This is a genomic window from Nocardia miyunensis NBRC 108239, from assembly GCF_001613065.1.
Lineage (GTDB): Bacteria > Actinomycetota > Actinomycetes > Mycobacteriales > Mycobacteriaceae > Nocardia > Nocardia miyunensis.
Genome location: NZ_BDBQ01000001.1, coordinates 147,780 through 160,517, shown reverse-complemented (window position 1 = coordinate 160,517; position 12,738 = coordinate 147,780). Strand labels below are relative to the sequence as shown.

The following is a 12,738-nucleotide window of genomic DNA, read 5'->3' as shown; positions in this document are numbered from 1 at the left end:
GTGGACGCCCAGCTTCGGCGCCCGTGTCGCCAGTCCAACCTGCCCTTGAAGTGGCATGACAGGAGGTATTGCTGTGAAAATTGATATCGAATTCGACAGGTGCTGCGGTGCCGGCCAGTGCGTGCTGGTCGCCCCCGAGGTCTTCGATCAGCGCGATGAGGACGGCATCGTCGTCCTGCTGGAGGAGAACCCGGCCGCGGAACAGTACGAGAACGTACGCCAAGCCGCCGCGGTCTGCCCAGCGGCCGCGATCACGGTCCACGAATGAGCGCCCCGTCGCGGATCGCCGTCGTGGGCGCGTCGGCAGCCGGTCTGAGCGTCGTGGAGGGATTGCGGCGCGCGGGCTACACCGGGCGGCTGACCCTCATCGGCGAGGAACAGCATCTCCCTTACGACCGGCCGCCGCTGTCCAAGCAGCTGCTGGCCGGCGAGTGGGACACCGAGCGCCTATTACTGCGCGCCCCCAGGGCCATCACGGCACTCGACCTGGATCTGCGACTCGGCAGCGCGGCCGTCGCCGTGGATACCGACGCCGGCCAGATCAGCCTGGCCGACGGCAGCCGGGTCGGCTATGACGCCCTGGTGGTGGCCACCGGAACCCGGGCCCGCCATCTGCGCGGTACCGAGGGCGTCGCCGGAGTGCATGTCCTGCGCACCCTGGAGGACACCCTCGCCCTGCGCGAGGATCTGGCCGCGAAACCGCACCTGCTGGTGGTCGGTGGTGGGTTCGTCGGCGCCGAGGCCGCCGCCGTGGCCCGCGGCCTGGGCTGCGAGGTCACTCTCGTCACCGACACAGTCCAGCCCATGAGCGACGCCCTCGGGGAGGAGTTGGGGGCCATGCTCGGCGCTGTGCACGGTGAACACGGCGTACGCATCGAGACCGGTGTCCTGGTCGACCAGGTTCTTACAGCCGGCCGGCGAGCCAACGGAGTCCGTCTCGCCGACGGCCGCATCATCGCCGCGGGCGCGGTGCTGGTCGGCATCGGTGCTCAGCCGAATGTGGAGTGGCTCACCGGCAGTAGCGTCCCGGTCGGCAACGGGGTGGAGTGTGACGCGACCCTGTACGCCGGTTCGGGGGTGTGGGCGGCCGGCGATGTCGCCTCCTGGCCGCACCCGCACACGGGTGAGCGCAGGCGGATCGAGCACCGAACCAATGCCGCCGAGCAGGGCCTGGCTGTCGCCCGCAACATCCTCGCCGGGCCCGACCGCGCGACCGCCTTCGACTCGGTGCCGTATGTCTGGTCCGACCAGTACGATCTGAAGGTTCAGATATACGGCCGGACTCGGGGCGCCGACCAGATGCGGATCGTCGAGGGCAGTCTCGACGATCGCAAGCTCGTCGCGCTCTACGGCAGGGACGGCCGAGTATGCGGCGTCGTCGGCGTGAACCTTCCCCGCGCGACCCGCGCCTACCGGAATGCGGTCGCGGAAGCAAACCCTTTCGAAGAAGCGAGTGCGGCATGACGAACCAAATGAATCTCCGGGCCGGTGTGGTCGGTCTGGGCATGATCGGTGGCGGGGTAGCTGTCAGCCTGGCCCGCCGCGGTCGCGTCCCGGCAGTGTACGACGTCCGCCCGGACGCCTCGGCGGATCTGTCCGCCGTCCCCGACCCGCTGGGCTCACCCGCGGAGGTGGCCAAGGAAAGCGACGTGGTGATGGTCGCGGTCGTCAACGCGGACCAGGCTCGCGAGGTCATCGGCGGCGAGAACGGGTTGCTGTCCGCCGCCCACCCGGCGCTGACGATCGTTCTGCAAGCCACCGTCGCGCTGCCGGTCGTGCACGAGCTGGCCGCCTTGTGCGCCGCTAGCGGCGTCGGCTTCCTGGATTGCGGGGTGACTCCCGGCGACAAGGCGGCCGAGAACGGTATGGTCGCCATAATCGGCGGTGACCGGGCCACCGTGGATGCGGCGCGACCGGTGCTGGACGATTGGGCCAAGAAGGTCGTGCATTGCGGCCCGGTCGGTGCCGGCATGGCCACGAAGATCGCCCGCAATGTCATCACCTACGGCAGTTGGCGCACCGTTGCCGAGGCGGCTTCCCTGGCCCGCGCGGCGAGTGTGGACACCGCGCGGCTCGCCGAGGTCATCGACACCGCCGACCCTGAAGGGCGCACTCTGCTTCAACTGCTGCGCTCGCAGGATTCCGACGGGGCCCTGCCCGAAGCGATGGGCCGCAAGATCGAGCCGCTGATGACCAAGGATCTGGCAGCGGCCCGCGATCTGGCCGCCACCCTCGGTGTCGAAGTTCCGTTGGTCGAGGTTGCCCACACCCGGGCCCGGCAGACTCTGCAGCTGGACCAGGAGACGGCCCCGGCCGAGCCGGAGGACCTGCACGAATTCGGCCTTCAGATGATGGACCAGGTCTACGGTCCCGGGTTCAGCGAGGGCGTTCAGGGGAGCAGCGACCCGTTCCTGGACCAGACCGTCGACTACCTTTTCGCTCAGGTCTGGGCCCGGCCCGGCCTGTCGGTCCGGGACCGCAGGCTGCTTACTCTCGGCGTCGCCGCCACCGTCGGCCGTCCCGAACTCATCCAGATAATCGCCGGCGGCGGCCTGGTCAACAGTGAGCTGACCCCCGACCAGCTGCGTGAGGCCGCGCTCCACCTGGCCACCTACACAGGCTGGTGCAAAGCCACCGCGACACATGCCGGCATCACCGCCGCTATCGATTCCCACACCGCGAAGGAGCAGAAATGACCGAGAACCTCATCGACCAACCCGTCACCCGTGACCCCGGCAATCCCCTGGACCCGCCCGCGGAGTACACCCGGCTGCGCGAGGACCAGCCGATCGTCAAGGTGCGCTTTCCCAACGGCCTGACCGGCTGGATGGTCACCCGGTTCGAGGAAGGCAGCCAGGTCTTCACCGATCCCCGCCTGACCGCGCTGCGCCCCCGGCACGACACCCCCGAAGGCGAGGTCGCCGAGGCCGGCGAGGACTCGCCGTTCGACGCCGGATTCGTCCAAATGGACGAGCCCGACCACGGCGCCTATCGGCGGTTGCTCACCGCACGCTTCACCCCCAAGGCAGTCCAGGCCAAGCTCCAGCCCTATATCGACAAGATTGTCGACGAGCACCTCGACGCGATCGCCGAGGGCCCCGAGACCTTCGACTTCGTCGAGGCCATGTCGTTGCCCATCCCGTGCCTGGTGATCTGCGAGCTGCTCGGAGTTCCCTATGCGGATCGCGACGGCTTCCACGAAGCGACCGTGGATCTGATGGATATGGGCAAGCCTCGTGAGGTGCGCGACAAGGGCGCTCACTGGCTGATCGACTACATCACCGCGCTGATCGCCGACAAGCGCCGCACCGGTGCCACCGACGGCATTCTCGCGGAGCTGATCGACAAGGCCGAGGGCGAGGACGCGGTGCTGACCGAACGCCAGCTGATCGGCTTGGGTGTGCTGCTGCTGTTCGCCGGGCATGACACCACGGCCGCCATGATGGGCCTGTCCACGCTCACTTTGCTCACCCACGATCAGCAGCGCAAGGATCTGATCGAGCATCCGGAGAAGATCGGCAGCACGGTCGAGGAGCTGATGCGCTACCTGACCATCGTCCAGTTCGGCCTCGGCCGGGTGGCCAAGGAAGATCTCGAGATCGGTGACGCTCAGATCAAGAAGGGCGACCTGGTCGTTGTTGCCATGAATGCCGCCAACCGTGACCCGCGGGCCTTCCAGGATCCCGACACCCTCGACATCGACCGTAAGATGGTCCGCCACATGGGCTTCGGCTACGGCGTCCATGCCTGCCTCGGCCAGAACGTCGCCCGCGCCGAATTGAAGACGGTCCTGCCCAAGCTCTTCCAGCGCTTCCCGAATCTGCGCCTGGCCACCCCACTCGAAGAGGTCCCGATGGACTTCACCGGCACCAACTACGGCGTCCGCAAACTCATGGTCACCCGCTGAGCCTGGTGTGGCGCCGGCGCGACGTTCCCGGCGCCACAGGGGCGGTACCCGGCTTTTCGACGCTCTGTCGTCAAAATGCCCTCGCGTCGAGGGGATGGCGTTCGAGACGGCATTGGTACCTGTGAAGCGCTCGAGGCCGCCGGGCAACTCGTCTTCCGCATAGATAGCCTCGACCGGACACGCATCGGCGCACGCTCCGCGGTCGATACAGGTCTGCGGGATCGATGTAGAGCATTTCCGCGACTGCATCTTTATGTCACTACCAAGGCCATGGCCGAGGTCCTCACATTCGTTGCGTCGCAAGTGTTTCGGCCAGCTTGGTCGGGTAGCTGGGACGACGGCGGGTTCCGGCTGCGGCGGTTGGACATATTATCACTTAATGAATACGGGTGTCCGCGTGAATGCGGTAGCTCCGGGGGCGATCGCGTCGAGCGGTCCGGACACTTATTATGCCAAGGACACCTCGTTCATCCAGAACGAGGTCGTCACTGGTATTCCCTTGCAGCGGTTCGGCACCGAATCCGAAGTGGCGAGCGCGATCGTTTTCCTGCTGTCGTCCGCGGCGAGCTTCATCACCGGATCCTGCCTCCGCGTCGATGGGGTGCACCGAATGCGCGGCAGGGCTGGTGGGAGTTGCAGCCGGTGCGGAACAACCAGCCGTACAACGGTTTTCATCGCGCCGCACTGCCGGAGATGTTGGCCGAGGTATCCGGAGCCGCCGACATCCGGCACGGTGGGTAGATCGGCCGGAGCGACGTGTGCCGTCGGTCGGTGGTGTCGGGGAACTCGGCAGGCGCTCAACTTGACTCTGTCGGTGATCTTGTAATTCGCTGTGTGTAGCGGCTGGCGGGCTGCAACACTTCGAGGCGCGAATACTGCTGCGTCCCTTGAAGGAACAGGTGAATGTCACTCGGACCCGGTCCGGCTAAGACGGTCCCGCCGCTTACGGCGCGGGTGGCCCGCGCCAGTAATCCCCGCGGTACCACGGCGATGTGGATCCGCGACCGGCTCGAAAGTCTGTGGAGCAACAAGGATTTCGCCGACTGGTATCCGCGCGATGGGCGGCCCGGTCTGTCCCCGGCCCAGCTGGCCACCGTGTGCGTGCTGCAGTACGTGCTGGACCTGTCCGATCGGCAGGCGGCCGAGGCCGTCCGCTGTCGTATCGATTTCAAGTACGCCCTGGGCCTGGAGCTGGACGACCCTGGCTTCCACCACAGCGTGCTCAGCGATTTCCGTGACCGGCTCGCCGAACCCGGCCGCGCCGACCGGCTGCTCGATCTTGCTCTGGCCCGGCTCACCGATGCCGGACTGGTGCGCGAGCGCACCACCCAGCGCACCGACTCCACCCACGTGCTGGCCGCGGTGCGCGGCCTGACCCGGCTCGAGCTGGTCACCGAGGCCGTCCGCGCCGCACTCGAAGAACTCGCCCGTTGCGCCCCGCACATGGTGACCGATGTGGTCGATGAGGAGTGGGGCGCCGGTATGGCCGCCCGGTGCGCCTTGGCAAGAATCCCACCCGGCCCAAGACCAGGATCCTCACCGCCGGTGAGGACGCCTGCCGACTGCTGGAGCATCTGCGAGGGCACGGCCCGGACTACCTGTCCGGCCCCCAGGTCCAGGCTCTGCGGCAGATCGTTCTGCAGAACTATTACCGTGACGAGAAGGGGCGCCTGCGCTGGCGTACCGCCGACGGTGGCGGTCTGCCACCGTCGTCCGTGGCGATCATTTCTCCCTACGATGTCCAGGCCCGCTATGCGCGCCGGGGACAGGTCACCAGGTGGAAGGGGTTTCTGGTCCACCTGACCGAGAGCTGTGCAGACGAGGGCACCAACGTGATCACCGACGTGGCCACCACCCCGGCCACCACCAACGATGCCCAGGCCCTTCCCGGAATCCACACCCGCCTGCAGCGTCGCAGGTTGCTTCCTGCCGAGCACCTGGTCGATGGCGGCTACACCTCCCTGGTCCACGTGGCACAGGCAGCCAGCGAACACCAAGTCACGGTCACCGGGCCGCTGCCGGGCAATCTCACCCGCCAGCACCGCGAGAACCAGGGCTTCGGCAGAGACGACTTCCACATCGACTTCGACCGCCAGCAGGTGACCTGCCCCCAAGGCCAGATCAGCAAAGGCTGGCACGGCCCCTACCCGACGTCATCGCCCACCGCGGCCCCGCTGATCGTGGCACGATTCACCAAAGCCCAGTGCCAGCCGTGCCTGGTCCGCAACCAGTGCACCACCTCCCGCGACAGCGCCCGGAACGTGGGATTTCCCCCGCGAAAACTCCTCGACCTGCAAGCCCAGGCCCGAGCCGAGCAGCAGAGCCCCGCCTGGCAGCGGAGGTATGCGGTGCGTTCGGGAATCGAGGGCACCGTCAACGAATTCGCGCACGGGCACGGCATGCGGCAATGCCGCTACCACGGCCATCGCAAAGCTCACGTCCAGCACGTGCTCACCGCCATCGCCGTGAACGTCGAACGACTCAGCGTAGGACTGCTACCCGACGAGCTATCCCCGGCCCGGCCGCCAACGGCCTTCCAAAACCACCTGGACCACAACGGAATTCCCCGACTACGGTCCTGGCGGGCAGTCACCAGCTGATCTTGCGATTTACAAGATCACCGACAGAGTCAAGCTCAATGCTTGTCGAGCATCCAGTCGGGCAGTGTCGCGAGGACGATGTCGAGTACGAAGTCGTTGGAGGCCACCGGATTGCCGAGTGAGCGCTCGATGACACCGGCGTAGGCGTGGGCGACGAAGGAGGCGTGTAGCTCTACTGACGCTGGGTAGCGTGCGGATCCCGCACGGACGCCATCGATTTCGGGGATCTGACGCACGGAGGTCAGGATGGAGTGTCGGATCGCGTCGAAGAAGTGGTCGCTGAGCAGCACGTAGAGTTCTGGGTGTAGGCGGCCGGTGGCCGCGTCGCGGTAGATCGACCGATTACGGTGGGCGTGTTCGAGTATCGCCCCGAGGCTGTGCCGTACCGCCACGGAGAGGTCGATGTCGGATCGGGTGCTCTCGGCGCGCATCTGTGCACCGATCTCGTCCAGCTCTGTGGTCAGGACTTGCTTCAACAGGTCCACAGGTGATCCGGCGTGGTTGTAGAACGTCCGGCGCGTTACGCCGGCTCGCTCGCACAGCGCTGTGATCGTCACCCGGTCTATGGGCTGTTCCGCCGCCACCTCCAAGATCGCCCGCGACAGTGCGGCCCGGCTTCGTACCGCTCGCGGGTCTGCCCGGCGGTCGCGCCCTGGCCTGCGTTCCATGGCTGCCAGCCTACGAGAGGCGCACCTCACACTCCCGAATTATTTCACACTTGTATATTAGTTGGGGCGAAGTGCCGATGAAACGAGGTTGTGCGTCATGACTCGCGTGAACGCGAATGTTCGGCAGGCGGTGCTGCTGCCCGCGCTGGTGTTGCTGGGGGTGGTCTCGACCGCGGTAGGCAGCTTGGGTGCACCTCTTTTGCCGACGATCGTCGCCGACCTGCACGTGTCGCTGGCGACATCGCAATGGGCACTGACCATTTCACTGATCGCCGGTGCAGTGGCGGCGCCGCTGCTGGGACGACTCGGTGATGGGCGTCGGCGCCGCGAGACGATTCTCTGCGCGTTGGCCGTTGTTGCCTTGGGCTGCGTATTGTCCGCTCTGCCATTGGGTTTCGAGTGGCTGCTGGCCGGTCGCGCCCTGCAGGGTGTGGGGCTCGGGCTGGTTCCGCTCGCGATCACGGCCGCCCGTGACGGTCTGCCGGAACGAAAGCAGGGCTCGGGTATTGCGCTGATCGGCGTCACGACCGCGGCCGGGCTGGGGGTCGGATACCCTGTCGCGGGGCTGATCACCGCTTACGGCGGGCTGGCGGCGGCGTTCTGGTTCGGTGCCGCGCTGACCGTGGTCACTATCGGGATTGCCGCCTGGGTGCTGCCACCCAATCCGGACCGCCGGCCGCGTCGCCTGGATGCCGTCGGCCTCGCACTGCTCACGGTGGCCATCGTGGCCCTTTTGCTGGCGTGTTCACAAGGCCCGCAGTGGGGTTGGACGTCACCGGCATTGGTGTCGGCGGTTGTGGTCGCCGTTCTGGTCACATGCGCCTGGATGTGGTGGGAGCTTCGTCACCGAGCCCCTTTGGTCGATGTCAGACTGCTCCGGCATCCTTCCGTACTCGCAGCCGACGTCATGGTCGTGCTCGTGGGAGCCGGAATCTATCCGCTGCTGTCGCTCGTGGTCCGCTATGCCCAAACCTCGCCGAACGCCGGTTACGGCTATGGTTACTCGGCCGCTCTCGCCGGTGTGATGCTTGTGCCGTATTCGGTGGGGAGCTTCGTTGCGAGTCGGCTGGCGGTGCGAGCCATGCGTCGATTCTCGCTGGAAGCACTCACTGCCGCCAGTAGCGTGGTTCTCATCGCCGCGATGGCGTTGTTCCTCACCACTCGTGCGCATCTCGTGCCGCTGCTGGTGTGTATGGGGTTGGCCGGGTTCGGCATCGGTGTCGTATTCGCCGTCAACCCGGCCCAGATCCACCGGGGAGTGCCGCCGCAGGAGACCGGCAGCGCCAACAGCTTCTACCAGGTTCTGCGATATGTCGGCTACTCTGTCGGCAGCGCTCTGAGTGCGACCCTGCTTGTGGTGCACACCCCCGATGGTTCGAACATACCGACCGAAAACGGTTATGCCGCAGCAGCGTGGGAGGGAATCTTCGCTCTTGTCGTCGCGGTCGCGGCGGCCCTGCTCCTCAGCCTCAACGCACGCAGGCGCAAAGGTGCAGGTGCGGAGCGCTTCTCGGACCGCCCGAGGTGCGGCGGCGAGTTCCGGGCGCGCGCAGGCTTTCCCGACACCAGGAGCTCGCGTGATGGTGGCCGCTTTCCTCATGAAGGGGATCTCACGAAACCGAAAGTCACCCCGCGCGGGTGACCGGTGGACCGCTTGATGTTCGCCGCGGAGGCCGCGTGTTCCGAGGCAGCGGTGGAGTCCCCTGCGCCGTAGGCGGACTCGCAGTGCCAGCGGGTCTCCGGCCAACGCGGTCACCGTGACCAGTGCACCCAGCGGCGCTGGTCCTGGGTTGACGTGGTTACCGGAGGCTAGATCACTTGAATTTAGCGCGCTATACGCTCAACGCATATAGCTGCCTTGTACCGCTACAGTTAGAGTCTCGAGGTGAGCCCCCACCGCCCTGCGGACGGGGTGAAACACAATGATCTGAGTGCCTTCTTTCGCCACGCGAAATCCCTTCTCGCTCAGTCAGTTCAGCGGTGGTAGGCCGTCGCGAGCTGGCGGACGGTCCCATATTCGCGCTGATAGTACGGTGGCTGTCGCGCCCTCCGCAGGCAGCCGTCGGCGGCCACCTCAGTGCGAGCGCACGCCGAAATTGAACCGTTACGGGTTGGGGGCCGCTTCTTTCTAGTGGAAGATGGTTCCCATCATGTCGAAGCGTTATCCGCCCGAGGTTCGTGAGAAGGCTGTGCGTCTGGCTCTCGAGCGTCTGGATGAGTACGGAACTCCGTATGCTGCCGCGCAGGCTCTTGCACCGTTGGTCGATGTGCATTTCGAGACGCTGCGGATTTGGATCAAGTAGGCCCTGGCCGAGGGTGCCCGGCCGGGCAAGCAAGCAGCCTCGAGCCTGTCGCCGGCCGAGCGTGACGAGTTGCAGAAGTTGCGGAAAGAGGTCCGAGATCTCAAGCAGGCCAACGAGATTCTGAAGCTGGCCTCGGCTTTCTTCGCGTCAATGTAAAGATGATCAAACCCGGCGGGGTTCGCTCTTTTCTTCGCTGCCCCGGCTTCAATGCTGGTGGCTTGTCACGATGTGCGGCCCCGCCGGGTTCCAGCCGGTGGGGTTCGTGGCCTGATAGGAGCGCGCTGTATGCCCGATTAACGCGTGCCCGTCCTCACTCGACTGGGAAGTGTCGGTGCCGTTGGAGAGGATGAAACCCGTTGAACCTGGTCGTTATTGGCGTGGATGCCCATAAGCGCAGCCATACTCTGGTGGCTGCCGACATGGTTGGGCGCCGGCTCGCGGAAAAGAAGATCGGAACGACCAGCGAAGACCATTTGAAGGCGGTGGAGTGGACGGCGCAGTGGCCGGGCGCGAAGTTCGCCCTGGAAGACTGCCGCCACGTCACCCGACGACTCGAACGAGACCTTCTCGCAGCAGGTTTCGAGGTGGTGCGAGTGCCGACTCATCTGATGGCCGCGGCACGACGTGGCAGCCGGGAAAAGGGCAAGTCCGACCCGATCGACGCGTTGGCTGTCGCTCATGCGGCACTGCGTGAGCCGGACCTGCCGACCGCCCGCCTGGATGGTCCAGCGCGGGAGGTGAAGCTGTTGTCCGACTATCGCCATGTCCTGGTCACCGAACGAACCGAGCTCATCAATCGGCTGCGCTGGCACCTTCACGAACTCGACCCCGGGCTGGAGATTCCCGCCCGCGGACTGCGCCGCTATTGCGTCATCGACGACCTCGCCGAACGCCTCACCGGTTTCGAGGGCCTGGTCGCCCAGCTTGCGCGGGAGATGACCACTCGCTGCCGCGAGCTGACCAGGCAGATCAACGATCTGGAACGGCAGTTGCGTGAACGGGTCCGGCGGCTGGCGCCGAGCCTGCTGGCCGTTCCCGGATGCGGGGTGCTCTCGGCCGCGGTGATCATCGGCGAAACTGCTGGGGCACAACGATTCCGGAGCAAGGATGCCTATGCGCGGTTCACCGGCACTGCGCCGATCCCGGTGTGGTCAGGTAGCACCTCTGGCAAGGTCAGGCTCAACCGCGGTGGTAATCGCTGGATCAACTGCGCCCTGCATATGATCGCGCTTACCCAAACCCGTGGCCTCGGGCCCGGCAAGGACTACCTCGACAAGCTCACCGGACGTGGCAAGACCCGCGTCGAAGCCATGCGCCTGCTGCGTCGGCGCCTATCCGATGTCGTCTACCGCGCCTTGATCCTCGATGAACGAGCCGTTGCTCAGCCAGCCGATGCACCGATGAAACCGGCCGTGCTGCAGGCGGCTTGACATAGGAGCATCCGGGAACTCGACCCGCGACACCCCTGATCGTCGGTTTCATCGATGAATACCGAAAGGTCTACGGCGTCGAGTCGATCTGCCGTGCGCTCACTGCGCACGGGGTGCAGATCGCGCCCAGGACCTACCGCAAAGCCCGCCGCCGGCCACCCTCGACTCGTGATGTCTCAGATGCGTACGTGGAGAACGCATTACGAGATCTCGTCGGCAAGCCCGAGCAGATGTACGGGCGCCGCAAGATGACCCGTTATCTGCGCCGCCAAGGCTACGGGGTGGCGTTCTGCACCGTCGACCGGATCATGCGCGAGCTCGGAATGAACGGTGTCGTGCGGGGCCGCAAGCAACGCACGACGATTGCGGGCAAGGACGGCGTGCGAGCCGCGGACAAGCTCAACCGCGATTTCACCGCCGAGGCACCGAACCGTGTGTGGGTCGCGGATTTCACCTACGTCTCGACGTGGACCGGGTGGGCGTACAGAATGGCGTTCGTGTTCGACGCCTACTCCCGTGCGATCGTCGGCTGGACCGCCGCGGCGACCAGAACGACCGCGTTGGTGTCCGAGGCGCTCAACATGGCCGTGTGGCGGCGTGATCATTACGGGCATCCGATCGAGCCAGGACTGATCCACCACTCCGACGCCGGGTCGCAGTACACATCGGTGATGTTCACTGAATCACTTGCACTACAAGGTCTCTCGGCATCCATAGGTTCGGTTGGGGATGCCTACGACAACGCGCTAGCGGAATCGATCATCGGACTGTTCAAGACCGAGGTCGTGGGCAGGCACGGCCCGTTCCGCACCCTCGGCGAGGTCGAATTCGCCCTCATGGAATGGGTCGACTGGTACAACAACGCCCGCCTGCATTCCCGGCTGGACTACCTGACCCCGACCGAATACGAAGCCGCGTACTACTCTCAACAACCACCACGCCGACCGGCGCTGGTCTAACACCGAAGCCGGTCCCTTACCCGTGACGGTTCACCCTGCACCCACCGCTACACGCCCGCTACCGCCTCGAATGGCGCTTCGTAGCGAGAGATGAATCCACCTCGTAGGGAAGGAAACACGGTGATCGAAACCCAACCCAGCCACACCATGCGCGAACTCGGGATCGTCCAGGCCGGCGCACCCCTGCTGGCGCAACACGCCGAGCCGTTCGACCTGCCTGCCGAGGCATCGATGGCCCGTACCGCAGTCGACGAACTGAAAGAGGCGATGCGCCGTGTCGGCGGCGTGCATCCGTTCGCCAAGGGAATGGGTATTGCCGCGCCGCAGATCGGCCTCGCACGCCGCGTCGCAGTCGTGCAACCGCCCGAACCTGATGCCGAACCGATCATCCTGCTCAATCCACGCATCGTGGATTCCTCCTCGGAGCAGGACGAGCAGTACGAAGGATGCCTGTCGTTCTTCGACGTCCGCGGACTCGTACCCCGACCGTTACGAATCACCGTGGAAACACACACTTTTGCAGGGGAACTGATCACAACCGAATACCGCGAAGGCATCGCGCGACTCATCCACCACGAGCTCGATCACCTCGACGGGATCCTCTACACCCAGCGCATGCGACCAGGCCTCACACCCATACCAGTCGGCGAATACCGGCAGACCGGCCGATCATGGAGCTACCAAACCTGAACGGACGGGTCTGCCCAAGTGACGGCTCTGGTGCACAGCCAACGGTGCACACTGACGGTTGAAGACAAGATGCCTTGTGCGTGGGGGAGGTGAATGTTGCTGTTGGGCTGTCATTTTCAGGACTGCCGCCGTTGGTGATCGACGTCATCTTCGACGAGGGGGCACGGATTACGATCCGGCG

Annotated in this window: 13 protein-coding genes; 12 read left to right on the top strand and 1 reads right to left on the bottom strand. The window is 65.6% G+C overall.

Annotation, left to right across the window (positions count from 1 at the left end; all coding sequences use genetic code 11):
* The first annotated feature begins 73 nt into the window (after nt 1–73).
* The 7 genes from NM2_RS00700 (at nt 74) to NM2_RS50805 (ending at nt 6,507) form a co-directional block, all read left to right on the top strand.
* Nucleotides 74–268 (top strand): ferredoxin, encoded by a 195-nt coding sequence (locus NM2_RS00700; protein ID WP_067662342.1) that lies wholly within the window; start codon nt 74–76, stop codon nt 266–268.
* Nucleotides 265–1,464 (top strand): NAD(P)/FAD-dependent oxidoreductase, encoded by a 1,200-nt coding sequence (locus tag NM2_RS00695; protein WP_067662339.1) that lies wholly within the window; start codon nt 265–267, stop codon nt 1,462–1,464. Before NM2_RS00700 ends, NM2_RS00695 begins: the two co-directional genes overlap by 4 nt.
* Entirely contained in the window at nt 1,461–2,696 is a 1,236-nt protein-coding gene (locus tag NM2_RS00690) for an NAD(P)-binding domain-containing protein (protein WP_084530342.1), read from the top strand. The genes NM2_RS00695 and NM2_RS00690 overlap by 4 nt, the downstream gene beginning before the upstream one ends.
* Nucleotides 2,693–3,907 (top strand): cytochrome P450, encoded by a 1,215-nt coding sequence (locus NM2_RS00685; RefSeq protein ID WP_067662336.1) that lies wholly within the window; start codon nt 2,693–2,695, stop codon nt 3,905–3,907. The genes NM2_RS00690 and NM2_RS00685 overlap by 4 nt, the downstream gene beginning before the upstream one ends.
* Before the next feature lie 253 nt (nt 3,908–4,160).
* Nucleotides 4,161–4,733: an SDR family oxidoreductase gene (locus tag NM2_RS47040; protein ID WP_084530396.1), complete on the top strand. Its 573-nt coding sequence runs from the start codon at nt 4,161–4,163 to the stop codon at nt 4,731–4,733.
* A gap of 77 nt (nt 4,734–4,810) precedes the next feature.
* The gene (locus NM2_RS50810) at nt 4,811–5,710 is read left to right on the top strand and encodes a transposase (RefSeq protein WP_218025815.1); all 900 of its coding nucleotides are present in this window, start codon (nt 4,811–4,813) and stop codon (nt 5,708–5,710) included.
* Nucleotides 5,623–6,507, top strand: coding sequence for a transposase (locus tag NM2_RS50805; protein WP_218025814.1), 885 nt, complete (start codon nt 5,623–5,625; stop codon nt 6,505–6,507). Before NM2_RS50810 ends, NM2_RS50805 begins: the two co-directional genes overlap by 88 nt.
* Before the next feature lie 35 nt (nt 6,508–6,542).
* Here NM2_RS50805 and NM2_RS00675 read toward each other — a convergent pair whose 3' ends face one another.
* Complete coding sequence (locus tag NM2_RS00675; RefSeq protein WP_084530341.1) at nt 6,543–7,175, bottom strand: TetR/AcrR family transcriptional regulator; 633 nt, start codon at nt 7,173–7,175, stop codon at nt 6,543–6,545.
* Nucleotides 7,176–7,272: 97 nt separating this feature from the next.
* On the opposite strand from NM2_RS00675, the gene NM2_RS00670 reads away from it, so the two are divergent.
* The 5 genes from NM2_RS00670 to def all read left to right on the top strand — a co-directional run bounded on the left by NM2_RS00670 (nt 7,273) and on the right by def (nt 12,557).
* A complete protein-coding gene (locus tag NM2_RS00670) occupies nt 7,273–8,817 on the top strand; it encodes an MFS transporter (RefSeq protein WP_067662330.1) in 1,545 nt (514 codons plus the stop codon).
* Nucleotides 8,818–9,325: 508 nt separating this feature from the next.
* Complete coding sequence (locus NM2_RS48615) at nt 9,326–9,478, top strand: hypothetical protein (protein WP_157120819.1); 153 nt, start codon at nt 9,326–9,328, stop codon at nt 9,476–9,478.
* Between the two features lie 362 nt (nt 9,479–9,840).
* On the top strand, nt 9,841–10,908 hold the full coding sequence (locus NM2_RS00660; protein WP_067663208.1) for an IS110 family RNA-guided transposase: 1,068 nt from the start codon (nt 9,841–9,843) through the stop codon (nt 10,906–10,908).
* Between the two features lie 35 nt (nt 10,909–10,943).
* Nucleotides 10,944–11,867 (top strand): IS3 family transposase, encoded by a 924-nt coding sequence (locus tag NM2_RS00655; RefSeq protein ID WP_157120818.1) that lies wholly within the window; start codon nt 10,944–10,946, stop codon nt 11,865–11,867.
* Between the two features lie 120 nt (nt 11,868–11,987).
* The gene (gene def, locus NM2_RS00650; RefSeq protein WP_067662327.1) at nt 11,988–12,557 is read left to right on the top strand and encodes a peptide deformylase; all 570 of its coding nucleotides are present in this window, start codon (nt 11,988–11,990) and stop codon (nt 12,555–12,557) included.
* Nucleotides 12,558–12,738 lie beyond the last annotated feature (181 nt).